22 protein-coding genes are annotated in these 22,570 nt (G+C 73.8%); 8 read left to right on the top strand and 14 right to left on the bottom strand.

Annotated features, from left to right (window positions below):
* Positions 1-32 precede the first annotated feature (32 nt).
* A complete protein-coding gene (gene argH, locus ACLQ2X_RS06550; protein WP_425680388.1) occupies positions 33-1,496 on the top strand; it encodes an argininosuccinate lyase in 1,464 nt (487 codons plus the stop codon).
* A 40-nt stretch (positions 1,497-1,536) separates the two neighbouring features.
* On the opposite strand, the gene ACLQ2X_RS06545 is transcribed toward argH, so the two are convergent.
* The 3 genes from ACLQ2X_RS06545 to ACLQ2X_RS06535 all read right to left on the bottom strand — a co-directional run bounded on the left by ACLQ2X_RS06545 (position 1,537) and on the right by ACLQ2X_RS06535 (position 3,166).
* The gene (locus ACLQ2X_RS06545) at positions 1,537-1,890 is read right to left on the bottom strand and encodes an MmcQ/YjbR family DNA-binding protein (protein WP_425680052.1); all 354 of its coding nucleotides are present in this window, start codon (positions 1,888-1,890) and stop codon (positions 1,537-1,539) included.
* Between the two features lie 85 nt (positions 1,891-1,975).
* On the bottom strand, positions 1,976-2,410 hold the full coding sequence (locus ACLQ2X_RS06540) for a DNA-binding protein (protein WP_425680051.1): 435 nt from the start codon (positions 2,408-2,410) through the stop codon (positions 1,976-1,978).
* Positions 2,411-2,551: 141 nt separating this feature from the next.
* Positions 2,552-3,166 (bottom strand): DNA-3-methyladenine glycosylase, encoded by a 615-nt coding sequence (locus ACLQ2X_RS06535; protein WP_425680050.1) that lies wholly within the window; start codon positions 3,164-3,166, stop codon positions 2,552-2,554.
* Positions 3,167-3,304: 138 nt separating this feature from the next.
* On the opposite strand from ACLQ2X_RS06535, the gene ACLQ2X_RS06530 reads away from it, so the two are divergent.
* Together ACLQ2X_RS06530 and ACLQ2X_RS06525 are read left to right on the top strand one after the other, a co-directional pair.
* Positions 3,305-4,396: an LLM class flavin-dependent oxidoreductase gene (locus tag ACLQ2X_RS06530; protein ID WP_425680049.1), complete on the top strand. Its 1,092-nt coding sequence runs from the start codon at positions 3,305-3,307 to the stop codon at positions 4,394-4,396.
* Positions 4,393-5,019 carry a CE1759 family FMN reductase gene (locus ACLQ2X_RS06525; RefSeq protein WP_425680048.1) on the top strand — a complete coding sequence of 209 codons (627 nt, stop codon included), beginning with the start codon at positions 4,393-4,395 and terminating at the stop codon, positions 5,017-5,019. The genes ACLQ2X_RS06530 and ACLQ2X_RS06525 overlap by 4 nt, the downstream gene beginning before the upstream one ends.
* A 6-nt stretch (positions 5,020-5,025) precedes the next feature.
* On the opposite strand, the gene ACLQ2X_RS06520 is transcribed toward ACLQ2X_RS06525, so the two are convergent.
* Both ACLQ2X_RS06520 and ACLQ2X_RS06515 read right to left on the bottom strand, forming a co-directional pair.
* Positions 5,026-5,904, bottom strand: a complete 879-nt coding sequence (locus tag ACLQ2X_RS06520) for a universal stress protein (RefSeq protein ID WP_425680047.1) — start codon at positions 5,902-5,904, stop codon at positions 5,026-5,028.
* Positions 5,905-5,973: 69 nt separating this feature from the next.
* Positions 5,974-6,882: a universal stress protein gene (locus ACLQ2X_RS06515; protein ID WP_425680046.1), complete on the bottom strand. Its 909-nt coding sequence runs from the start codon at positions 6,880-6,882 to the stop codon at positions 5,974-5,976.
* Between the two features lie 135 nt (positions 6,883-7,017).
* Here ACLQ2X_RS06515 and ACLQ2X_RS06510 point away from each other — a divergent pair, with 135 nt between their 5' ends.
* A complete protein-coding gene (locus ACLQ2X_RS06510) occupies positions 7,018-7,308 on the top strand; it encodes a hypothetical protein (RefSeq protein ID WP_425680045.1) in 291 nt (96 codons plus the stop codon).
* A gap of 19 nt (positions 7,309-7,327) precedes the next feature.
* Here the strand turns inward: ACLQ2X_RS06510 and pflA are convergent, their stop codons facing one another.
* The 3 genes from pflA to ppdK form a co-directional block, all read right to left on the bottom strand.
* A complete protein-coding gene (pflA, locus tag ACLQ2X_RS06505; protein WP_425680044.1) occupies positions 7,328-8,092 on the bottom strand; it encodes a pyruvate formate-lyase-activating protein in 765 nt (254 codons plus the stop codon).
* A gap of 26 nt (positions 8,093-8,118) precedes the next feature.
* On the bottom strand, positions 8,119-10,362 hold the full coding sequence (pflB, locus tag ACLQ2X_RS06500) for a formate C-acetyltransferase (protein WP_425680043.1): 2,244 nt from the start codon (positions 10,360-10,362) through the stop codon (positions 8,119-8,121).
* A gap of 223 nt (positions 10,363-10,585) precedes the next feature.
* Positions 10,586-13,246, bottom strand: a complete 2,661-nt coding sequence (gene ppdK, locus ACLQ2X_RS06495; protein WP_425680042.1) for a pyruvate, phosphate dikinase — start codon at positions 13,244-13,246, stop codon at positions 10,586-10,588.
* 130 nt (positions 13,247-13,376) lie between these two features.
* Here ppdK and ACLQ2X_RS06490 point away from each other — a divergent pair, with 130 nt between their 5' ends.
* Together ACLQ2X_RS06490 and ACLQ2X_RS06485 are read left to right on the top strand one after the other, a co-directional pair.
* Positions 13,377-13,880, top strand: coding sequence for a GNAT family N-acetyltransferase (locus tag ACLQ2X_RS06490; RefSeq protein WP_425680041.1), 504 nt, complete (start codon positions 13,377-13,379; stop codon positions 13,878-13,880).
* 9 nt (positions 13,881-13,889) lie between these two features.
* Positions 13,890-14,516 (top strand): hypothetical protein, encoded by a 627-nt coding sequence (locus tag ACLQ2X_RS06485; RefSeq protein WP_425680040.1) that lies wholly within the window; start codon positions 13,890-13,892, stop codon positions 14,514-14,516.
* 5 nt (positions 14,517-14,521) lie between these two features.
* Here the strand turns inward: ACLQ2X_RS06485 and ACLQ2X_RS06480 are convergent, their stop codons facing one another.
* Both ACLQ2X_RS06480 and ACLQ2X_RS06475 read right to left on the bottom strand, forming a co-directional pair.
* A complete protein-coding gene (locus ACLQ2X_RS06480; RefSeq protein WP_425680039.1) occupies positions 14,522-16,039 on the bottom strand; it encodes an FAD-dependent monooxygenase in 1,518 nt (505 codons plus the stop codon).
* Between the two features lie 76 nt (positions 16,040-16,115).
* The gene (locus tag ACLQ2X_RS06475; RefSeq protein ID WP_425680038.1) at positions 16,116-16,730 is read right to left on the bottom strand and encodes a TetR family transcriptional regulator; all 615 of its coding nucleotides are present in this window, start codon (positions 16,728-16,730) and stop codon (positions 16,116-16,118) included.
* A gap of 186 nt (positions 16,731-16,916) precedes the next feature.
* Between ACLQ2X_RS06475 and ACLQ2X_RS06470 the strand changes: the two genes are divergently transcribed.
* Entirely contained in the window at positions 16,917-18,269 is a 1,353-nt protein-coding gene (locus ACLQ2X_RS06470) for a hemolysin family protein (protein WP_425680037.1), read from the top strand.
* 3 nt (positions 18,270-18,272) lie between these two features.
* On the opposite strand, the gene ACLQ2X_RS06465 is transcribed toward ACLQ2X_RS06470, so the two are convergent.
* From ACLQ2X_RS06465 to ACLQ2X_RS06450, 4 genes are all read right to left on the bottom strand, one after another.
* Positions 18,273-18,590 (bottom strand): PRC-barrel domain containing protein, encoded by a 318-nt coding sequence (locus ACLQ2X_RS06465; protein ID WP_425680036.1) that lies wholly within the window; start codon positions 18,588-18,590, stop codon positions 18,273-18,275.
* A complete protein-coding gene (locus tag ACLQ2X_RS06460) occupies positions 18,577-18,957 on the bottom strand; it encodes a hypothetical protein (protein WP_425680035.1) in 381 nt (126 codons plus the stop codon). The genes ACLQ2X_RS06465 and ACLQ2X_RS06460 overlap by 14 nt, the downstream gene beginning before the upstream one ends.
* Positions 18,954-20,180 (bottom strand): NRAMP family divalent metal transporter, encoded by a 1,227-nt coding sequence (locus ACLQ2X_RS06455; protein WP_425680034.1) that lies wholly within the window; start codon positions 20,178-20,180, stop codon positions 18,954-18,956. Before ACLQ2X_RS06455 ends, ACLQ2X_RS06460 begins: the two co-directional genes overlap by 4 nt.
* An 83-nt stretch (positions 20,181-20,263) precedes the next feature.
* The gene (locus tag ACLQ2X_RS06450; protein WP_425680033.1) at positions 20,264-20,653 is read right to left on the bottom strand and encodes a PaaI family thioesterase; all 390 of its coding nucleotides are present in this window, start codon (positions 20,651-20,653) and stop codon (positions 20,264-20,266) included.
* A 95-nt stretch (positions 20,654-20,748) separates the two neighbouring features.
* Here ACLQ2X_RS06450 and tyrS point away from each other — a divergent pair, with 95 nt between their 5' ends.
* Positions 20,749-22,038, top strand: a complete 1,290-nt coding sequence (gene tyrS / locus ACLQ2X_RS06445; protein WP_425680032.1) for a tyrosine--tRNA ligase — start codon at positions 20,749-20,751, stop codon at positions 22,036-22,038.
* The last annotated feature ends 532 nt before the right edge of the window (positions 22,039-22,570 follow it).

Genomic DNA, 22,570 nt, shown 5'->3' with positions numbered 1-22,570 from the left:
CGGATGGGAGGGGCCTGACCGTGGACACCACAATGGGTGGGGTGGACGACAAGAGCCTGACCGAGAACAGCGCCGCCGCCAACCGGACGAGCCTCTGGGGAGGCCGGTTCGCCGGTGGTCCCGCCGAGGCCCTGGCGCGGCTGTCGGTGAGCGTCCAGTTCGACTGGCGTCTCGCCCCGTACGACATCGCCGGTTCCCGGGCGCACGCCCGGGTCCTCGCCGGCGCCGGGCTGCTCGACCCGGAGGAACTGGGCCGGATGCTGGCCGCGCTGGACGACCTGGAGGCCGCGTGCGCCTCCGGGGCGTTCCGCCCGAGCGTGGACGACGAGGACGTGCACACCGCGCTGGAGCGCGGCCTGCTGGAGCGGCTGGGCAGCCTCGGCGGCAAGTTGCGCGCCGGCCGCTCCCGCAACGACCAGGTCGCCACCGACCTGCGGCTCTACCTGCGTGACCACGCCCGCGGGGTGGCCGCCCGGCTGGTCGAGCTGGCCGATGCGCTCGTCGAGCAGGCGGAGCGGCACGTGGACACCGCCGCCCCGGGCATGACCCACCTGCAGCACGCCCAGCCGGTGACGTTCGGGCACTGGCTGCTCGCCCACGTCCAGCCGTTGCTGCGCGACCTGGAGCGGCTGCGCGACTGGGACGAGCGGACCGCGATCAGCCCGCTGGGCGCGGGCGCGCTGGCCGGCTCGGGCCTGCCGCTGGACCCGATGGCGGTGGCCAAGGAGCTGGGGTTCCGCACCTCGTTCGCCAACTCGATGGACGCGGTCGCCGACCGGGACTTCGTGGCCGAGTTCCTGTTCGTCACCGCGATGACCGGCGTGCACCTGTCCCGCCTCGGCGAGGAGGTGGTGCTCTGGACGTCGCAGGAGTTCGGCTGGGTCGAGCTGGACGACTCCTTCGCCACCGGCTCGTCGATCATGCCGCAGAAGAAGAACGCGGACATCGCCGAGCTGGCCCGGGGCAAGTCCGGTCGGCTGGTGGGCGGCCTGGTGAGTGTGCTCACCATGCTCAAGGGCCTGCCGATGACCTACGACCGGGACATGCAGGAGGACAAGGAGCCGGCGTTCGACGCGGTCGACACGCTGGAGCTGCTGCTGCCCGCGCTGGCCGGGATGATCTCCACCATGACGGTGCGGGTGGACCGGCTGGTGGCCAGCGCCCCGTCGGGCTTCTCGCTCGCCACCGAGGTCGCCGACTGGCTGGTGCGGCGCAACGTGCCGTTCCGTGACGCGCACGAGATCACCGGGAAGCTGGTGGCGCTCTGCGCGGCCCGGGACTGCGCGCTGGACGAGGTGTCCGACGCCGACCTGGCCGCGGTGAGCGAGCACCTGGACCCGTCGGTGCGCGACGTGCTGTCGGTCCGGTCGGCGCTTGCGGCCCGGATCACCCCCGGCTCCACCGGCCCCGGGCCGGTCGCCGACCAGCTCGCCGCCGCGGCGGAGAAGCTGGCCGGCTGGCGGCGATGGGCGGCCGAGTCGGTCGTACCCCGCTGATCGGCGGGTCCCGCGCGGTGGCCCGGCCGCCGCGCGGGGCTCAGGCCGGGGGCCGCTCGCGTCGGGGCAGCTTGGCGACCACCGCGTCGTACGACCCGTCGACGGCATCGACGAGGTCGTCGTCCGGGATGCCGCCGGCCAGGCGCAGCGTGTTCCACCCCGACCGGCCGATGTAGGGGGAGGGGCGGGCGTCGCCGGGGAAGCGGTGCAGCCACTCGTCGGCCACCTCGCGGGACGGCCCGCACTTGACCCCGACCCGGGCCTCACCCGCCGGGGAGCCGAGGAACGCGAAGATCCGGCCGCCCACCTTCACCACCTCGTCACCCTCCCACGGCCGGTCCAGCCAGGCTCCCGGCTTGGCCAGGCAGTAGGCGAGCATCTCATCGCGCCTCATCGCGTCCTCCCGTGCCGTCGTCGGGGCACAGCGTCGCGGACCGCTGTGCCAGTCCGCCCGCGCCTGATCGGTCGCCGGTGGCTGGTCAGTCGCCGGTGCCGGTGCGCACGGTGAGCCGCTCGTAGCGCTGCCGGGCCGCCTGTGCGCTGCCCAGACCCAGTCCGAAGGCGATCGTCTGCCAGGTCATGCCCCGACCGCGGGCGGCCTGCAACAGCCCGGCCTCCAGCGCGTCGACCTCGGCGCGCACGTGCGGGATCAGGGTCAGTGCGGCCATCAGGTCGGCCTGGTCGACCGCCTCCTCGCCCTCGTCCAGCTCGGCGCCCCCGGCGAGCGCCATCACCAGGGTGGCCGCCTCGTAGGCGTCGGGCACGTCGGGATGGGCGTAGCGGCGGCGGCGCGAGTCCGTGCCGGCGTGCCGCTCGGCGATCCGCAGCAGCGCCGCATAGTTGCGGTGTGTCCGGGCCTGGGCAGCATCCGGGGCGGTGAACGGGTCGTTGTCCACGGTGACCATGTCGTCCATCCCACACCCGAGAACGGATTGTTGTCAACACCTAGTTGAAAGCCGTTCGCGCGGTACGTCGCACCCCTGCGAGGAAGACGCGTGGGCGGGGACCTCCGTTTGCCGGGCGGAGCGGATGCGTGTAGTCGACCAGCCGAGCGGTCAGCGCGACGCGGGGCGGCGGCGCGGGCTGTGCCGCCGGTAGAGGCTGACGCTCGGCTCGTCGACCAACCAGAAGCGCCAGGGCAGGTCGTGTGCCGCCGCCACGCCGACCCGCGGCCCGGCGACGATCCGGGCCGGGTCGACCGGATCGGCCGGTGGGGCCAACCGCAGCGGCCCGCTGCCGTCCACCGCGCAGGTGCCGTTGGCCTCCCGCCCGAGCCCCAGCGCGGTGACCAGTCGGGCCGGCCCCCGGGCCAGGTCCCGGTCCGCCGCGCGGGGGCGACGCTCGCGGGCGAGCCCGACACCGTCGACCACCTCGCCGGCGCGCAGCAGGACGGCCGCGGCCTCGCCGTCGCGGCCGCACACGATGTTCGCGCACCAGTGCATGCCGAACACGAAGTACACGTACACGTGTCCCGCGGGCCCGAACATGACCTGGTTGCGTGGGGTGGGGCCGCGGTGGGCGTGCGAAGCCGGGTCCTCGCCGGTGCCCGCGTACGCCTCGACCTCGGTCAGCCGTACGGTGACGCCGTGGGCCGACACGGTCCAGCCGAGCAGGGTCCGCGCGGTGACCGCGACCTCCGCGGCCGGCGCCCGGAGCCAGGGGTACGTCATCGCGGCAAGGGTAGTGGACGGGTGTCGGGTGACGCGGGCCACGACGCCGCGGCGGGGCAGCGGAATAGTTGACTCGTCAAATATGTTGTGGGGAGCGATCACGGGCCGACCGGCCCGGACCCCACGCGAGGAGCGGTCATGCAGTTCGGAGTCTTCACCGTCGGTGACGTCACGGTCGACCCGACCACCGGGCGGGCGCCGTCCGAGCGTGAGCGGATCAAGGCCATGACCGCCATCGCGGTCAAGGCCGAGGAGGTCGGCCTGGACGTGTTCGCCACCGGCGAGCACCACAACCCGCCGTTCGTGCCGTCGTCGCCGACCACCATGCTCGGCTGGATCGCCGCCCGCACCGAACGGCTGCTGCTGTCCACCGCCACCACGCTGATCACCACCAACGACCCGGTGAAGATCGCCGAGGACTACGCGATGCTCCAGCACCTGGCCGACGGCCGGGTGGACCTGATGCTCGGTCGCGGCAACACCGGCCCGGTCTACCCCTGGTTCGGGCAGGACATCCGCAACGGCATCCCCCTGGCCATCGAGAACTACGACCTGCTGCACCGGTTGTGGCGCGAGGAGGTGGTCGACTGGACGGGCCGGTTCCGTACGCCGCTTCAGTCGTTCACCTCGACCCCGCGCCCGCTCGACGGCGTGCCCCCGTTCGTCTGGCACGGCTCGATCCGCAGCCCGGAGATCGCCGAGCAGGCCGCGTACTACGGCGACGGCTTCTTCGCCAACCACATCTTCTGGCCCAAGGAGCACACCCAGCGGATGGTCGGCCTCTACCGGCAGCGCTACGCGCACTACGGCCACGGCACGCCCGAACAGGCCGTCGTGGGCCTCGGCGGGCAGGTCTTCATGCGCCGCAACTCCCAGGACGCGGTCCGCGAGTTCCGCCCGTACTTCGACAACGCCCCGGTCTACGGGCACGGCCCGTCGCTGGAGGAGTTCAGCCGCGAGACGCCGCTGACCGTGGGCAGCCCGCAGGAGGTCATCGACCGGACGCTGGGCTTCCGCGAGTACGTGGGGGACTACCAGCGGCAGCTGTTCCTGGTCGACCACGCCGGGCTGCCGCTGAAGACGGTGCTGGAGCAGCTCGACCTGCTCGGCGAGGAGGTCGTCCCGGTGCTGCGCAAGGAGTTCGACTCGATGCGCCCGGCGCACGTGCCCGACGCACCCACCCACGCCGCCCGCCGCGCCGCCGCGACGGCCGCCGGGGAGCAGCGGTGACCGCCCGCACCCTGGCCGTCGTCTCGGCCGGGCTCGGTCAGCCGTCGTCCACCCGCCTGCTCGCCGACCAGCTCGCCGCGGCCGCCCGCGACGAGCTGACCGGTCGCGGCGCGACCGTGCGGCTACGCACGGTGGAGCTGCGCGAGCACGCCCACGACGTGGTGAACCACCTGCTCACCGGGTTCCCGTCGGCCGCCCTGCGCGAGACGCTGGACGCCGTCACGACGGCCGACGCGGTGATCGCCGTGACGCCGATCTTCAACGCGTCGTACAACGGGCTGTTCAAGTCGTTCTTCGACGTGGTCGACCGGGACGCGCTGGCCGGCCGGCCGGTGCTGCTCGGGGCGACCGGCGGCACCGCCCGGCACTCGCTCGCGCTGGAGCACGCGGTCCGGCCGATGTTCACGTACCTGCGCGCGGTGACCCTGCCCACGGCGGTGTTCGCCGCGCCGGAGGACTGGGCCGGCGACGGCGGGGACAGCGCCCTGCGGGCCCGGGTCCGCAGGGCCGCGGCCGAGCTGGCCGAGCAGGTGCACCGCCGGCCCCCGGCGACCGGCCCGGCCGACCCGTTCGCCCTCACCACCGACTTCGCCGACCTGCTCGCCGGCCGCGACCCGGCCTGAGGGGGCTCAGTCGCCCTCGGGCCGGTGGGCCACCAGCACCGGGCAGTGCGCGTGCTGCACCACGGCCTGGCTGACCGAGCCGAGCAGCAGCCCGACGAAACCGCCCCGGCCCCGGGAACCGACCACCACGAGCGACGCCGTTCCGCTCGCCTGCAGCAGCGCGGCCTCCGGGGAGGCGGCGACCACGGCCCGCTCGGTGACCCGCAGACCCGGATGCGCGGCGCGGACCCGCTCGGCCGCCGCCGCCAGCAACCCGGCCGACTCCGCCTGCTCCGCGGTGGACGCCTCCGCCGCCACCTCCGGCGCGACCGCGCCGCGCTCCGGCGACCGCACGTGCGTCAGCACCAGCTCGGCGTCGCGCCGGGCCGCCTCGTCCGCGGCCAGCTCGACGGCGTAGCCGGCGGACCCGGAGCCGTCCACCCCGACCAGCACCGGCCCGCCCATCGGAATCGGCTGCTCCGGCGGCCGGACGACAAGCACCGGGCAGTGCCCGTGCTGGGCGAGCTGCCCGCTCACCGAACCGACGAGCAGCCCGGCGAACCCGCCCACCCCGCGGCTGCCCACCACCACCAGCTCGGCGCGGCGGGACTCCTCGACCATCGTCGCGCCCGGCCCACCGGCCACCTGCCGCACCTGCACCCGCAGGCCCGGATACCTGTCGGCCAGGTCGGCGGCCACCGACTCCAGCATCTTCTCCGACTCCGCGGTGGGCGCCGGCACCCCGAGGTCGTACGGGTTGAGCGGCACCCCGTAGCCCATCGGATGCAGGTAGCCGTGCACCAGCACCAGCGGCCGGGACCGCGCGACGGCAGTCGCGGCGGCCAGGTCGGCGGCGGCCAGGCTGGACGGCGAGCCGTCCACCCCCGCCACGACGGGTCGGTTCATCGGGTGTTTCCCTCCGGTCGGCTCAGGCCATTGTGTCGGTCCGGCCCCGGGCCGGGCCCGCGAACCGGGTCAGCCGGCCCGGTCCCGGCGGTGCCGGACGATGGCCAGCGGGCTGTGGCAGTGGTGCAGCACGGCGTGGCTGACCGAACCGAGCAGCAACCCGCCGAGGCTACCGCGCCCGTGCGCGCCCACCACTGTCAACTGCGCCCCGACGGACTCCTCGACCAGCACGCGGGCCGGGGTGGTGGCGGCGACCAGCTTCGGGCGCACCGTCACCTCCGGGTAGCGCTCGGCCCACCCGGCGACCGCCTCCGCGAGCACCCGCTCCTCGTCGGCGCGCACCTGCTGCGGGTCGTACGCCAGCGGCAGGACGTCGCCGAACGCCTCCCGGAACGTCACCGGCTGCGGGTAGAGCCAGGTGTGCACCACGACCAGTTCGGCGTCGCGCGTCGCGGCCTCGGCGAACGCGAACCCGACGGCCTCGTCGGACACCGCCGAACCGTCCACCCCGACCACCACCGGGCCGGCGGCGCGGGCCTCGCCCCGGGCCACGAGCACCGGGCAGTCGACCCGGGCGGAGAGCTGCACCGCCGCGGAGCCGACCAGCAGCTCGGCGAAGCCGCCCAGGCCACGGTGGCCCAGCACCAGCAGCGCCGCGTCGTGGCTCTCCCGCAGCAGCACCGCCACCGGTCCGCCCTCGACGACGACGCCTGTCACCGTGAGGTCGGCGTCGACCTTGCGGGCCTCGTCCACCGCCTCCTGGACCAGCTTGTCGGCCTCCTGCCGCAGGTCGCCGTCGGGCCACACCGGGACGACCGGGCCGAGCGGCGTACCGAGGGGCGGCCACAGGAACGCGTTCACCACCCGCAGCGGCCGGTGCCGCAGCACCGCCTCCCGCGCGGCCAGTCGCACCGCGTCCAGCGCGGACGGGGAGCCGTCCACGCCCACCACGACCGGGGCACCGGTTCTGTCGGTCATCACGTCCTCCTCGGGTCACCCCCAGCCTGCCGCGGCCGGCCCGGCGCGGGCAGAGGCGATCCGCCCGACCTGCCCGGGACCATCGGCCCTGCCGGCCGGCACCGGTACGCGGCGTGGCGGCACTAGGATCGGGACATGCCGACGCTACGGACCTCCCGCCGCCCCGCCCGGCTCAGCGCCCTGACCGCGACCGCGGCACGAGCCGTCGGCGCGCAGGCGACCGGGGCGCAGGCCACCGGCGCGGGCGCGTCCGGGGCGCGGGCCCTGGGTGCGCTGGCGCTCGGTGCCGCCGCCCTGGGCGCCCTGGCGATCGGCTCGCTCGTGATCGGCCGGCTCGCCGTGCGCCGCGCGGTGATCCGCGAGCTGCGCATCGGCCGGCTGGAGGTGGACGAGTTGGTCGTCCGCCACCGCACCGACGCCGGCTGACCCGGCCGCGCCACCGCGCTCAGGTGACGGTCAACCCGCGGGCCGCGAACTGGTCGCGCACCCGGGCCAGCAACTGCGCGCCGGGCGGCTCGGTGTCCGCCAGCGGGAACGTCAGGCCCAGCTCGGCGTACTTGTGCGCGCCGAGCCGGTGGAACGGCAACACCTCGACCCGCTGCACGGTCTCCAGCCCGGCGGCCACGTCGGCCACCCGCTCCACCTCGGCGGCGGCGTCGGTCAGGCCCGGCACCAGCACGTAGCGGATCCAGATCGGCATGCCCCGGTCGGCCAGCCGCCGGGCGAACCGCAGCGTCGGGGCGAGCCGGCCGGTGCCGGTGACCCGGCGGTACGTCTGCGGGTCGCCCGCCTTGACGTCCAGCAGCACCAGGTCGGTGGCGTCCAGCAGCGCGTCGTCCGCCCGGACGCCGAGGAAGCCCGAGGTGTCCAGCGCGGTGTGCAGGCCCAGGTCGTGGCAGCGCCGCAACAGCTCCCCGGTGAACGCCGGTTGCAGCAGCGGCTCCCCGCCGCTGACCGTGACACCGCCGCCGGCCATCCGGATGAACCGCCGGTACCGGGTGGCCAGGGTGACCATCTCGTCCACCGTGCGCCGCCGGCCGCTGCGGCCGTACCAGGTGTCCGGGCTGTGGCAGTAGCGGCAGCGCAGCGGGCAGCCGGCCAGGAAGACCACGAACCGGGTGCCCGGCCCGTCCACCCCCACCGACGTGTCCCAGGAGTGCACCGACCCGCTGACCGCCTCGCCGTCGCGGCCCGGCGCCGCCGCGGTCACCTGCGGCGGCGTGGGCGGGCGGCCGGTCACAGCGACCCGTGGAAGGTCCGGGACACCACGTCGCGCTGCTGCTCCGGCGTGAGCCGGACGAAGTTCACCGCGTACCCGGAGACCCGGACGGTGAGCTGCGGGTACCGCTGCGGGTGCGCCATCGCGTCGAGCAGCGTGGCCCGGTCCAGCACGTTGACGTTCAGGTGGAACCCACCGGAGTCGGTGTAGCCGTCGAGCACCCCGGCCAGGTTGGTGATCCGCTCGGCGCGGGTGTGGCCCAGCCCGTCCGGCGTGACCGTGCCGGTGAGCGAGATGCCGTCGCGGGCCGCGTGGTACGGCAGCTTCGCCACCGACAGCGCGGACGCGACCAGGCCGTGGGTGTCCCGACCGTTCATCGGGTTCGCCCCCGGGGCGAACGGCTCGCCGGCCCGCCGCCCGTCCGGGGTGTTGCCGGTGTGCTTGCCGTACACCACGTTCGAGGTGATGGTGAGCACCGACATGGTCAGCTCGGCGTCGCGGTAGGTGTGCTGCCGGCGCAGCTTCTCCGCGAACGTCTCCACCAGCCACACCGCGATCTCGTCGGCCCGGTCGTCGTCGTTGCCGTAGGTCGGGAACTCGCCCTCGACCGCGTAGTCGACCGCCAGGCCGGTGTCGTCACGCAGCACCTTCACCCGGCCGTACCTGATGGCGGACAGGCTGTCCACGGCGACGGACAGGCCGGCGATGCCGGTGGCCATGAACCGGCGCACCGGGTGGTCGTGCAGCGCCATCTCCAGCCGCTCGTAGGCGTACCTGTCGTGCTGGTGGTGGATCACGTTCAGCGCGTCCACGTACGTCTGCGCCAGCCAGTCCAGCGTCCGGTCGTACGCGGCGAGCACCTCGTCGTAGTCGAGGGACTCACCGCCGACCGGGGCGGCGGGCGGGGCGACCTGCGCGCCGGACACCTCGTCCCGGCCGCCGTTGATCGCGTACAGCAACGCCTTGGCCAGGTTCGCCCGGGCGCCGAAGAACTGCATGTCCCGACCCACCCGCATGGCCGACACGCAGCAGGCGATGGCGGTGTCGTCGTCGTACGCGGGGCGGATCAGCTCGTCGTTCTCGTACTGGATGGCGCTGGTGTCCAGCGAGACCTGGGCGCAGAACCGCTTGAACCCCTCGGGCAGGCGCGGCGACCAGAGCACGGTCAGGTTCGGCTCGGGGGCCGGGCCGAGGTTGTACAGCGTCTGCAGGTAGCGGAACGTGGTGCGGGTGACCAGCGGCCGGCCGTCCTCGGCCATCCCGCCGAGGGACTCGGTCACCCAGGTCGGGTCGCCGGAGAAGAGCTGGTCGTACTCGGGGGTGCGCAGGAACCTGATGATCCGCAGTTTGATCACGAAGTCGTCGACGAGTTCCTGGGCGCCGCTCTCGTCCAGCCGGCCCTCGGCGATGTCCCGCCGCAGGTAGACGTCGACGAACCCGGCGGTGCGGCCCAGCGACATGGCGGCGCCGTTCTGCTCCTTGGTGGCGGCCAGGTAGGCGAAGTAGAGCCACTGGACGGCCTGCGCGCCGGTGGCGGCCGGACCGGAGATGTCGAAGCCGTAGGCGGCGGCCATCTCCTTGAGCTCGCCGAGCGCCCGGATCTGCTCGGCCAGCTCCTCCCGGTCGCGGATCACGTCGTCGGTGCTGCGCCGCTCGTCGAGCGCCGCCTTGAGCGCGTGGCGGTCCTCGACCAGCCGGTCCACCCCGTACAGCGCCACCCGGCGGTAGTCGCCGATGATCCGGCCCCGCCCGTACGCGTCGGGCAGCCCGGTGATGACGTGCGAGCGCCGCGCGGCCAGCACGTTCGACGGGTACGCGTCGAAGACCGCGTCGTTGTGCGTGCGGCGGTAGCGGGTGAAGATCTCGTGCACCCGCGGGTCGGGTTCGCGCCCGTACGCCCGCAGCGCGGTCTCCACCATCCGCAGCCCACCGGCCGGCATGATCGCCCGGCGTAGCGGCGCGTCGGTCTGCAGGCCGACGATCAGCTCCCGCTCCCGGTCGATGTAGCCGGGGGCGTGCGCGGTGATGCCCGCCGGGGTGGCCGCGTCCACGTCGTACACGCCGCGCCGCCGCTCCTCGGGGAACATCTCCCGCAGCCGGTCCCACACCGCCAGCGTGCGGGGCGTCGGCCCGGTGAGGAACGCCGCGTCCCCGGTGTACGGCTCGTGGTTGTGGCGGACGAAGTCCGCGACGTCGATGCTCTCCTGCCAGTGGCCGGGCCGGAATCCGCGCCAGGGGGCCAGGGGCTCGGTGACGTTCATGGCAGTTCCTCTCCGGAGCATCGCGGCTCACCCCCAGCGTGGTCCACCCGGGGGCGGCCGGGCAGAGGCGCAGGACCGCCGTGGTCCGGGACCAACGGCCCTCTCCGCGCCGGCCCGGACGGCGGTACGGCCGCCGGCTGCGCGCCGGTGGCCGTACCGCAGGGGTCGGTCAGCGTTCCACGACCAGGCGGTGGTTGAGGACGGCGGTCATGACGCTGCCCTCCTAACGGGCGTCGGACGTGTCGGTGCCGGCCCGCACCGCGGCGCGGCCGGCGGCCAGCCGCGCCACCGGCACCCGGTACGGGGAGCAGGAGACGTAGTCGAGCCCGGCGGCGGCGAGGAACTCGATCGAGTCGGGGTCGCCGCCGTGCTCACCGCAGACGCCGACGGTCAGCTCCGGCCGGGCCGCGCGGCCCTCGTCGACCGCGAGCCGGACCAGCCGCCCCACCCCGGTGGCGTCGAGGCTCTCGAACGGCGAAACCGGGAAGATCCCCCGGGCCAGGTACGTGGAGAAGAACGCCCCCTCCACGTCGTCCCGGGAGAACGCCCAGGTCATCTGGGTCAGGTCGTTGGTGCCGAAGGAGAAGAAGTGCGCCTCGGCGGCGATCTCCCCGGCGGTCAGCGCGGCCCGCGGCGTCTCGATCATCGTGCCGATCGGGATCTCCGGGGTGTCCGGCACCTCGGCCAGCACCCGCCGCGCCTCGTCCGCCACGGCGGCGAGTTCCCGCACGTCCCCGACCAGCGGCACCATGATCTCCGGGCGCGGGTCGCCGCCGGCCCGGCTCCGCTGCGCGGCGGCCTCGGCGAGGGCCCGCACCTGCATGGCGAACAGGCCCGGCACCACCAGTCCGAGCCGTACGCCGCGCAGCCCCAGCATCGGGTTGGTCTCGTGCATCCGGCGCACCGCGGCCAGCAGTGTGGCGTCGCGGCCCGGGTCCTTCCCGAGCGCGTCGGCCCGGGCCACCCGGGCGGTCAGCTCGGCCAGCGGGGGCAGGAACTCGTGCAGCGGCGGGTCGAGCAGCCGGACGGTGACCGGCCGCCCGTCCATCGCGGCGAGCAGCCCGACGAAGTCGGCCCGTTGCAGCGGCAGCAGCGCGTCCAGCGCCGCGGCGACCTCCGCCGGCCCGTCGGCCAGGATGAGGCGCTCGACCAGTTCCCGACGCTCACCGAGGAACATGTGCTCGGTGCGGCACAACCCGATGCCGGCGGCACCGAGGCGACGGGCCCGGCGGGCGTCCTGGGGGGTGTCGGCGTTGGCGCGTACGCCGAGGGTCCGTACCGAGTCGGCGTGCCCGAGCAGCCGGTGCACGGCGGCGGTCAGCGGGTCGGCCTCGGGACGGAGGTCACCGTCCAGGTAACGGGCCACCGGGGACGGCTGCACCGGCACCTCACCGAGCCAGATGCGTCCGCTGGTCCCGTCGATCGAGATCAGCTCGCCGGCCCGCACCACCCGCTCACCCACGGTGAACTCGCCGCGTTCGACGTCGATGTGCAGCGCGTCGGCCCCGCACACGCAGGTGCGGCCCATGCCCCGGGCCACCACGGCGGCGTGCGACGTCTTCCCGCCGCGGGAGGTGAGCACCCCGGCCGCGGCGATCATGCCGGGCAGGTCGTCCGGGTTGGTCTCCGGGCGGACCAGGATCACCGGTCCGGTCGCCGCCGCGGCGGCCGCGGAGTCGAAGACCACCCGTCCGACCGCCGCGCCGGGGGAGGCGCCGACGCCGACGGCGAGTGGCTCGGGCGCGGCGGCGGTGTCGAAGGCGGGGAACATGAGGTGGGCGAGCTGCGCGCCGGTGACCCGGGTCAGCGCCTCGTCGGCGGTGATCAACCCTTCCTCGGCCAGTTGCGCGGCGATCACGAACGCGGCCGCCGGGGTGCGCTTGCCGACCCGGGTCTGCAACATCCACAGCCTGCCGCGTTCGATGGTGAACTCGACGTCGCACAGGTCGCGGTAGTGCCGCTCCAGCGTCGCCATGATCTCCCGCAGCCGCCGGAAGCTCGTCGGGTCCAGCTCGGCCAGGTCGGTCAGCGGCACCGTGTTGCGGATGCCCGCCACCACGTCCTCGCCCTGCGCGTCGGTCAGGTAGTCGCCGTACACGCCGGGCACGCCGGTGGCCGGGTCGCGGGTGAACGCCACGCCGGTGCCGGAGTCCGGGCCGAGGTTGCCGAACACCATCGCCATCACGTTGACCGCGGTGCCCAGGCCGTCCGGGATCCGTTCCTGCCGCCGGTAGATCCGGGCCCGCTCCGAGTGCCAGGACTCGAACACCGCCCGCACCGCCGAGAACAGCTGCTCGTGCGGGGCCTGCGGGAAGTCGTGCCCGACGTGCCGGGCGAAGATCTTCCGGTACGCGTCGACCAGGTCACGCAACTGCCCGGCGCTCGGCCCGCCCGGTCCGGCGGTGGCCCGTACGGCGGCCAGCTCGTGCTCGAACTCCTCGGTCGGGATGCCGTGCACGGTGTGCCCGAACATCTGGATCAGCCGGCGGTACGAGTCCCAGGCGAAGCGTTCGTCGCCGGTGCGGGCGGCCAGCCCGACCACCGTGGTGTCGTTGAGCCCGATGTCCAGGATCGTCTCCATCATCCCCGGCATCGAGTACCGCCCGCCGGAGCGCACCGCCAGCAGCAGCGGGTCGCGCGGGTCGCCGAGCCACCGGTCCAGCCGCGCCTCGACCTCCCGCAGGTGTGCGTTGATCTCTTCGAACAGGCCGACCGGTGGCGCACCGGTGGCCAGGTGGACCCGGCAGGCGTCGGTGGTGACGGTGAACCCGGGGGGCACCGGCAACCCGAGCCGGGTCATCTCGGCCAGGTTGGCGCCCTTGCCGCCGAGCAGGTCGGCGCGGCTGCGGTCACCTTCGATGAAGTCGTAGACGTACTTCGACATGATCCGGCCTCCTCGACTGCGTGCTTCCACCTCCTTGGTAGACCGCTGGCCGGTCGGCGCGGCAGGGCCGGACGGGGCCCGGGCCGGGCCGATGGTCCCGTGCTGCTGTCGGTGGGTATCGTCGCCGGCCATGACCACTGAGGTGCGGCTCCGTCCGGTACGCGACGACGACCTGCCGATGTTCTTCGCGCACGAGCAGGACCCGCAGGCCAACTGGATGGCGGCGTTCGGCCCGAAGGACCCGTCGGACCGGGCGGCCTTCGACGCGCACTGGGCGCGGATCCGCGCCGACGAGCGCATCGTCAACCGCACGGTCACCGCCGACGGCGAGGTGGTCGGGCACGTGGCGGCGTTCCCGGTCGACGAGCGGACCGAGGTCAGCTACTGGATCGACCCGGGGCGCTGGGGGCGCGGCTACGCCACCGCCGGGCTCGCCGCGCTGCTGCGGGAGCTGCCGCAGCGGCCGGTGCACGCCCGCGCCGCGAAGGACAACGCGGCGTCCCTGGCGGTGCTGCGCAAGTGCGGCTTCGTCGTGGTCGGCGAGGACGCCGGGTACGCTCCGGGCCGCGGCACCGAGGCCGAGGAGTACGTGCTGGAGCTGCCCGCCGAGGAGGCTGACCAGGGCGGTCGTTAGTCTCCCCGGGTGAACTGGCTGGAATTTCTCGGCTGGGCCGGCTCCGCGCTGCTGGTCTGGTCGCTGCTGCAGACGCGGATTCTGCGGCTGCGCGCGCTCAACCTGCTCGGCTGCCTGGTCCTGATCGGTTACAACGCCGCCGTGCAGGTGTGGCCGATGGTGGGTTTGAACGTCGTGCTCACCGTGATCAACCTCTGGTATCTGCGCAAGCTGCTGGCTACCCGCCACGACGAGCAGACCTATCAGGTGGTGGAGGTGGGCACCGGTGACGCGTTCCTGGCGCACACGTTGCGGGTGCACGCGGCCGACATCGCCCGGTTCAATCCGGCGTTCCGCTGGGACCCGGCCGCCGCGGACGGCTCCGCGTTCCTGGTGGTCCGCGCCGACGAGGTGGTCGGCGTGATGCTCTCGCACGCTGAGCCGGGCGGGGTGGCGCAGATCGACCTGGACTACGTCACCCCCCCGTTCCGCGACTTCACCCCGGGCGAGTTCGTCTACCGGCGCAGCCGGCTGTTCACCGACCGGGGTTTCCGCCGGGTGGTCAGCCCGCCGGGCATGGTCGCCCCCTACTACCACCGGCTCGGCTTCCGCCCGGAGTCGGACCGGTACGTGCTGGACCTGCCCGTGCCGGCCTGAGCCGGTCAGTCCCGGGGCCGGCCGAACCAGCGGGTGAGCGCGGCGGTCAGTCCGTCCCGGTCCGGGGTGGCGACGCCGGAGGCCCAGGCCACGTAGCAGTCCGGGCGCAGCAGGAGCGCGGTCGACGTGGTGCCCTCCAGCGGGCCGGTGACCAGGTCGACCCGGTCGCCCCACGGCCGGACCGCCGTGGTCAGGGTGCCGGTGGCGTCGAGCAGCAGCGGGCGCGCGTCGCGGGTCAGTTCGGCCAGCCGTACCGCTGTGGCGTCGCGGCGCACCACCAGGTCCGGTGCCCAGGAGCCGACCGGCGGTTGGCCCGGTCCGAGGTCGTAGCGCAGGTCGGCGCCGGCCATCAGGGCGGCGACCCGGGCGGCGGTGGCCGGGTCGGCGAGCAACTCCGCGAGCAGCTCGCGCAGCGCGGTGATCTCGTTGCCGGGCGCGATGAGGGCGGACTGGGCCTGGGCGGACATGGTGACCCGATGGGCGGCCGGGCGGCGCTCGGCCTCGTAGGAGTCGAGCAGCCCGTCCGGGGCCCAGCCGTGCAGCCGCGCGGCCAGCTTCCAGCCGAGGTTCACCGCGTCCTGCAGGCCCAGGTTCAGCCCTGGGCCGCCGATCGCGGAGTGCACGTGGGCGGCGTCGCCGAGCAGCAGCACCCGTCCGGCGCGGTAACGCTCGGCGATGCGGGTGTTGCCGCCGGCCAGGCGGCGCAGCAGGTGCGGCCCGTCCCCGGCGGGCGGGCCGAGCGGCACGTCGGCACCGAGCACCCGGGCGACGCTGGCGCGCATCTCGGCGAGCGTCAGCGGGCCATCCGGTTCCGCCCGGTCGGGCCACTCGGTGGTGCTGACGACCGGTTGCCGGTCGGGGAACGGGGCCCAGACGATCAGACCGTGCCCGGTGCGGGTGTGGCGGAACGGCGGGACGACCCCGTACCCGGGCACCGCCAGGCCGCCGCGGGCCGGGTCGATCAGCTCGGGCGGCACGCTGACCTGGGCGGTACGCGAGACCGACCGGTCCGTGGTCACGCCGGGGAAGCCGATCCCGGCCAGTTTCCGGACGGTGCTGTGCCCGCCGTCCGCGCCGACCAGGTACCGGCAGTCGAGGGTGGTGCCGTCGGCGAACCCGACCCGCACCGCGTCGGCCCGCTGCCGCATCCCGGTCACCTGGCATCCGCGGCGTATCCGTACGTCCAGCTCGGCCGCCCGGTCGGCCAACACCCGCTCGACGCGCCGCTGCGGCACCGGCAGTCCGTACAGGGGGTTGTCCGGGACGTCCCGCAGGTCCAGGTGAAGCGCGCCGAAGACGAACTCCGGTGCGGGCCGCGGCGGTGCGGCGTCGCCACTGAGGCGCTCGTGCAGGCCGCGCCGGTCGAGCATCCGGACCACCTGGCCGACCAGCCCGTTGGCCCGGTTCTCGGTGGTCGGCTCGGTCAGCCGGTCGCACACCACGGCTCGGATCCCGGCGAGCGCGAGCTCGCAGGCGAGCATGAGGCCGTTCGGTCCGGCGCCGACCACAAGGACATCGATCATGGCAAGATCCTTTCGAGGGTACGGCGAGGCGGCCGACGGCACGACGGCCGGTCGGTCGGGGGCGGGTCGGGTCGGGTCAGGTCGGCGGTGGCAGGCCCGCGGCGAGTTGGGCCAGTGCGTCGCAGAGCAGCCGCGGAACCGGCTCCGGCCGCTGCGCGCGCAGGAAGTGTCGGGTCGCCGCGTCGACGGCCGCACCGACGGCCGCCGCCACCAGGTGCGGGTAGAGGTCGTGGTCGACGTCGGTGCCGGTGCGCTCCGCGACGGCCCGGGCCAGGTCGGCCTCGGCGACGGCGCCGGCCCGCAGCATCTCGCCCTGCAACGCCGGTTCGGCGAGCATCACCCGCACGCCGGCGACCCATTCGTCGTGGGCGCCCGGCGGCGACTGCCGGACCTCGGGTCCGGGCTCGAACTGGGCAAGGACGGCAGCCTCGATCGCGGCCCAGAGCGGCTCGCCGGTCGGCCGTCCGCGCAGGGTGCCCGCCACCCGGCGGCTGCGGTCCAGGTGCCGGGCCGCGATCGCCTCGGCCTTGCTGGAGAAGTAGTTGTTGAAGGTGCGCGGGGACACCCCGGCGGCCTGTGCGATGTCCTCGACCCGCACGTTGTCGAAGCCGTGTGCCACGGTCAGCCGGATGGCCGCCCAACTGAGCGCCGCCCTGGTCTCGGCCTTCTTGCGCTCCCGCAGCCCACTCACCTGTCAACCGTAGCAAAAGATGCGTGCCACGAAAACATGCGTGGCGCGCAAACTTCGTGCGCCGGTGCGATCCGGTCAGGATTCGGCGACCGCCCTCCGGGGCACAAAGGGGTCCACGCCGCCCGGGCCTGCCGGCCGGCGAGTCGGCCATTGCCGACCCGGATTCGGCCGAGGGAGAAACCGCTCGTGCAGAGCTACTGGAGCCAACTGGCCCTGGTCGGGGTACTGGTGATCGTCAACGCGGTCTTCGCCGGCAGCGAGATGGCGCTGGTGTCGCTGCGGGACAGCCAACTGCAACGGCTGGAGCGCAGCAGCCGCGGCGGACGGACACTGGCCCGCCTCGCCAAGGACCCGAACCGGTTCCTGGCCACCATCCAGATCGGCATCACCCTCGCCGGGTTCCTCGCCTCCGCCGCCGCCGCGGTGTCGCTGGCCCGACCGCTCGTGCCCCTGCTCAGCGCGTTCGGCGACGCCGCCGGAACGGTCGCCATTGTCGCGGTCACGCTGGTGCTCACCTTCGTCACGCTGGTCTTCGGCGAGCTGGCCCCGAAGCGGATCGCCATGCAGTCGGCCGAACGGTGGGCGCTGCTGGTGGCCCGACCGCTCGACCTGCTGGCCACCTTCACCCGGCCGGCGGTCTGGGCGCTGGGCGCCACCACCGACCTGGTGGTCCGCCTGTTCGGCCTGAACCCGAAGCACGAACCGGACGAGATCGGCCCGGACGAACTGCGCGACATCGTGGCCGGCAACCACGGCTTCACCAAGGAACAGCGCACCATCATCGCGGGAGCGGTGGAGATCGCCGACCGGCAGTTGCGGGCTGTCCTCGTACCCCGGTTGCAGGTCTTCACGCTCGACAGCGGCACCACCGCGGAGGCCGCCCGGCTGGTCCTGGCCGCCACCGGCCACTCCCGGGCCCCGGTGGTCCGCCACGGCGGCCTGGACGACGCGGCCGGCGTCATCCACCTGCGGGACCTCGTCGGCGTCCCGGACGACCGGCCGGTCGACGACATCGCCCGCCCGCCGATGCTGCTGCCCGACTCGCTGTCGGTGGTCGACGCGCTGCGCCAGTTCAAGGCCGAACGCCAGCACATCGCCCTGGTCGTGGACGAGCGCGGCGCGGTGGACGGCATCGTGACGCTCGAGGACATCCTGGAGGAGATCGTCGGCGAGATCTACGACGAGACCGACCGGGACCTGCGGGCGGTCCGCACCGAGCCCGACGGCACCCTGGTGCTGCCCGGCACGTTCCCGGTGCACGACCTCACCGACCTCGGGGTGGAGCTGCCGAACCGGCCCGCCGGCGACTACACCACCATCGCCGGGCTGGTCCTGACCTGCCTCGGCCACATCCCGACGGTGCCGGGGGAGCAGGTCACCGTCGACGGCTGGGACCTGGCGGTGGCCGGCGTCGACCAGCGGGCCATCACCGAGGTGCACATCCGCCGCCGCGCCGGCGGCGACCCGGCCGAGGGCGACGACCGCACGGACGGCGTCGAGACGTCACCGGCCCCGGAACTCGACGAGGTACGCCGCTGACGCTCAGCGCCGGTCCGCCGGGCGCCCGAACGGGAAACCGGGCACCGGCGGATGCAGCTGCACCACGTCGACCGGCACCTGGTGGGTGCGGCGTCCGGCCAGCCGGGCCACCTCCCGCAGCAGCCACGGCCCGGAGGGGTGTCGCTCCGGCCCGATCAGCCGGCTCGTCACCCGCGTCCACCAGTGCCGGGCGACGATCACGTCGGTGACCCGCAGCCGGTCCGGCGGCCAGCCACCGCGCACCACCACGTCCACCACCCGGCCCAGCCGCCGCCCGTGCAGGTCGAACGCGGTCCGACCGAGCAGCTCACCCGCTCGCACGGCTGGCACCCGGAATCCGGTCGATCAGGTGCCGGCGCAGCCACGACTCCGACGGCGACGGCGGCAGGTCCGCCGCCCGGCAGCGCAGCCGCACCACCGCGTCCACCCGGGCCACCTGGGCCAGCGGCACACGCCGCGGCAGCCCTGGCGGGTCGTCGGTGAACCGGTCGGCCACCGCCACCAGCAGCCGCCCCGCCCGGCCGCCGATCCGCCGCCCGAGCGCCGCCGGACCGGTGAGCAGGCAGTCCACGTACGGGAAGCCCTCGTCGTCGACCGCGAACGCGATGTCGTCGACCCGCCCGACGAGTCGCCCCTCGACGTCGACGATCTGCCGGTCGAGCAGCGTCTTGGCCAGCTGGACCCTCATCGCCCCGCCCCCGTCACGATCGCCAGCGGGACCGCCGCCATCGACGCGGCGACGATGAGCACCAGGAACACCGCCCCGAGCAGGTTCGCCCACCGTCCGTTGACCCGGTCGCCGAGATAGCCGCGGTCGTTGGCCACCACCAGGATCGGCAGGTACGTCAGCGGCAGCACCACCGCGCTCAGCACCAGCATGTACTCGGTCAACCGCACCGGGTCCACGGTCGTCATCAGCATCACCACACCGAGCAGCAACCCGACCAGCAGGACGGTGTGGAAACGGGCCGCCTCCCGGGGACGGACCCGCTTGCCCCACTGCCAACCGAAGTACTGCGCCGCCGCGTAGGCCGCCGACAGCCCGGTCTCCAACGCCGCCCCGAACGTCACCGCGAAGAACGCCAGCACGGCGGCCGCCAGGCCGGCGCCGCCCAGCGCGGTCCCCACCGGACGCGCCACCTCCTCCAGCGTGCCCAGCGGGGCCCCGGCCGGGTGGTAGGCCACCGTCGCCACGGCGATCAGCGACAACGCCAGGAACCCGCCGACCGGGAAACCGATGAGCACGTTCGAGCGGGCGTGCGCCAGGTCGGCCGCGCTCCACCGTTCCTCCACCCCACCGGAGGAGAAGAAGAACACCTCGTACGGGCTGACCGTGGAGGCGAACAACGCCACCGCCACGAACCAGTACAGCGACCAGCCGTGACCGGACGTGCCGATCTGCCAGGCCCCCTGGCCGAGCGCCGGCCAGTCGGTCGGCAACGCCACCAGCGCGACCGTGAAGACCAGCAGCGCCAGCCCGGCCAGGCCGAAGACCCGTTCCATCAGCTCGAACCGCATCCGCCACAGCACCAGCCACACCGCCAGCGCGGCCAGCGGCACCCAGAACAGGTGACTCACCCCGGTGGCCAGCCGCATCGCCAGCGCCACCCCGCCCAGCTCCGCCGCCAGGGTGACCACCGTGACCAGCCACGACGCCACCAGGTTGAGCAGCGCCACCCGCGGCCCGAGCCGCTCCCGGACCAGGTCGAACACCGCACGTCCGCTCACCGCCGCGATCCGGCCGGCCATCTCCGCGTACGCGCAGATGCCCACCACCCCGACCAGCAGCACCCACGCGTGGGCCATGCCGAACAGCGCGCCGGACTGGCTGGCCGCCACCAGATCGCCGATGTCGACGAAACCGCCGACGGCCGACAGCACGCCGAGCGTGGCGGCGAACAGCTTTCTCACGTCGGGCCGGACACGGACGAGCTCACCGAGGCGACGATATCGGCGTCAACGCCCCTGTCCGGGGCGAATCGGGTACTCCGGGCTCAGGCGGCGGTGAGGTTCTGCAGGCGCACCTGCCCGCGCGCGACCAGCCGGTCGTCGCCGTCAGTGATCTCCACCAGCCACAACTGCTGGCTGCGGCCCCGGTGCACCGGCGTACCGACCGCGGTCAGCTCGCCCTCGCGCACCGCGCGCAGGAAGTCGGTCTGGTTCGACACCCCGACCACCTGGCCCTTGTCGCCCATCCAGAGCGCGCCGCCGATGCTCGCCGCGGTCTCCACCACCGAGCAGTAGACCCCCCCGTGCTGGATCCCGTACGGCTGGTGCAGCTCGGGGCGCACCTTCCACCGGATCACCACCCGGTCGCCGCTCACCTCGTCGAACGTCAGCCCCAACAGGGCCACGAAGCCCCCGGTCAGGTTCGGCATCTCCACCGCGGTTCCTCCTCGCGTTCGACGGCGCCGCCAGCCTAGTCGGCCCGTCCTCGGCAAACCGGGTACGGCCCGGGCCCGGGCATGGGGGAGAATCGGTGACCGTGACCGACAGCAACCTCCCGCAGGGGCGGGACTCCCTGACCGAAGACCTGCTGTGGCGGGGCCTGATCCAGGACTCGACCGGCCTCGACGAGCTGCGTGAGCTGCTCGACGGCGGGAGCACCACCTTCTATGTGGGCTTCGACCCGACCGCGGCCAGCCTGCACATCGGCAACCTGATGCAGGTCGTGATGGCGCGCCGGCTCCAACTCGCCGGGCACCGGCCCCTGCTGCTGGTCGGCGGCGCCACCGGTCAGATCGGCGACCCGAAGGAGAGCGCCGAGCGGACGCTGAACCCGCCCGAGGTCATCGCCGGCTGGGTCCAGCGCATCCGGGACCAGCTCTCGCCGTTCGTCACGTACACCGGTCAGAACGCGGCCCAACTGGTCAACAACCTGGACTGGACCGGCCAGATGTCGGTGGTGGAGTTCCTGCGCGACGTCGGCAAGCACTTCCCGATCAACAAGATGCTGGCCCGGGAGGTGGTGAAGGCCCGGCTGGAGACCGGCATCAGCTACACCGAGTTCAGCTACCAACTGCTCCAGGCCAACGACTACTTCGAGCTGCACCGGCGGCACGGCTGCCGGCTCCAGTTCGGCGGCTCCGACCAGTGGGGCAACATCACCGCCGGCGTGGACTACGTCCGGCGGCGGGGTGCCGGGCCGGTGGAGGCGTTCACCACGCCGCTGGTGACCAAGTCCGACGGCACCAAGTTCGGCAAAAGCGAGACCGGCACGATCTGGCTCGACCCGCAGATGACCAGCCCGTACGCGTTCTACCAGTTCTGGGTCAACGCCGACGACCGGGACGTGAGCCGCTACCTGCGCTACTTCAGCTTCCGCTCCCGGGAGGAGCTGGAGGAACTGGAGAAGGCCACCGCGGAGCGACCGCAGGCGCGGTCGGCCCAGCGGGCGCTCGCCGAGGAGCTGACCACGCTGGTGCACGGCGAGCAGGAGACGGCCCAGGCGGTGGCGGCCAGCCAGGCGCTCTTCGGTCGTGGCTCGCTCGACGAGCTGGCGCCGCAGACCCTGCGCGCGGCACTCACCGAGGCCGGCCTGACCCGCCTGGCGGAGCTGCCGGACGTCGCCGGTCTGCTCAAGGAGTCGGGTCTGGTGCCGAGCATGAAGGAGGCCCGCCGGGTGATCGCCGAGGGCGGCGCCTACGTCAACAACGTCCGCGTCACCGCCGCGGACGCGACGGTCGCGGCGGAGGACCTGCTGCACGGTCGCTACCTCGTCCTGCGTCGGGGAAAGCGCTCGTTCGCGGGCGTTGAGCTGGACGGATAGCAGGCGGTCGACGATGTGACGGGGGACGCGCCCGGCGGATTTGACGATCAATCCGTCGGGCGCGTAACTTTCTCTCTGCCAGCGCGGAACGGACGAACAGGGCGAAAGACCTGGGCGGACGGGCGCGGGAATGACCACCAGGACCGGATGGGTGACCATCGGGGCCTGGACCGGGCGGTGCCCCGAATCAGCCGGCAGGCGGATTTGGTGGGGCGCAACCGACCGGGTAAGGTTATCGGCCGGCAGGGAAACGGACGACCCGGCGAGCGATCGCGGACGGCCGTCCTGCCGAAATCCTCGGAATCGTCCGGCGAGAGTCGGGCGAATCGGGGCGCCCGGCAAAAGGGTGATCCGCGTTATACCGGCAGACGCCGATTTGACGAGGCAGAACCCGCCGGGTAACGTAGTAGGAGTGCCCGGCGCGGGAGCGGTGGGTGTAGGGAATGCCCCAGGTGGGGGTTCTGCGGTGCAGGGCTTCTGGTTGGTGTGTGGTTGTTCTTTGAGAACTCAACAGGGTGCTTGTAAAGCCAGT

It is taken from the genome of Micromonospora sp. DT31 (genome assembly GCF_049841795.1).
Lineage (GTDB): Bacteria > Actinomycetota > Actinomycetes > Mycobacteriales > Micromonosporaceae > Micromonospora.
This window is presented reverse-complemented; position numbering and strand designations above follow the sequence as displayed.

Bases quoted from the DNA above. Each gene is read 5' to 3' on its own strand.
- ACLQ2X_RS06545 (WP_425680052.1), bottom strand. From the start codon at position 1,890: ATGAGGCGCGATGAGATGCTCGCCTACTGCCTGGCCAAGCCGGGAGCC.
- ACLQ2X_RS06490 (WP_425680041.1), top strand. From the start codon at position 13,377: ATGACCACTGAGGTGCGGCTCCGTCCGGTACGCGACGACGACCTGCCG.
- ACLQ2X_RS06515 (WP_425680046.1), bottom strand. From the start codon at position 6,882: ATGACCGACAGAACCGGTGCCCCGGTCGTGGTGGGCGTGGACGGCTCC.
- ACLQ2X_RS06480 (WP_425680039.1), bottom strand. From the start codon at position 16,039: ATGATCGATGTCCTTGTGGTCGGCGCCGGACCGAACGGCCTCATGCTC.
- ACLQ2X_RS06530 (WP_425680049.1), top strand. From the start codon at position 3,305: ATGCAGTTCGGAGTCTTCACCGTCGGTGACGTCACGGTCGACCCGACC.
- ppdK (WP_425680042.1), bottom strand. From the start codon at position 13,246: ATGTCGAAGTACGTCTACGACTTCATCGAAGGTGACCGCAGCCGCGCC.
- ACLQ2X_RS06510 (WP_425680045.1), top strand. From the start codon at position 7,018: ATGCCGACGCTACGGACCTCCCGCCGCCCCGCCCGGCTCAGCGCCCTG.
- ACLQ2X_RS06460 (WP_425680035.1), bottom strand. From the start codon at position 18,957: ATGAGGGTCCAGCTGGCCAAGACGCTGCTCGACCGGCAGATCGTCGAC.
- argH (WP_425680388.1), top strand. From the start codon at position 33: ATGGGTGGGGTGGACGACAAGAGCCTGACCGAGAACAGCGCCGCCGCC.
- pflB (WP_425680043.1), bottom strand. From the start codon at position 10,362: ATGAACGTCACCGAGCCCCTGGCCCCCTGGCGCGGATTCCGGCCCGGC.
- ACLQ2X_RS06540 (WP_425680051.1), bottom strand. From the start codon at position 2,410: ATGGACGACATGGTCACCGTGGACAACGACCCGTTCACCGCCCCGGAT.
- ACLQ2X_RS06535 (WP_425680050.1), bottom strand. From the start codon at position 3,166: ATGACGTACCCCTGGCTCCGGGCGCCGGCCGCGGAGGTCGCGGTCACC.
- ACLQ2X_RS06520 (WP_425680047.1), bottom strand. From the start codon at position 5,904: ATGAACCGACCCGTCGTGGCGGGGGTGGACGGCTCGCCGTCCAGCCTG.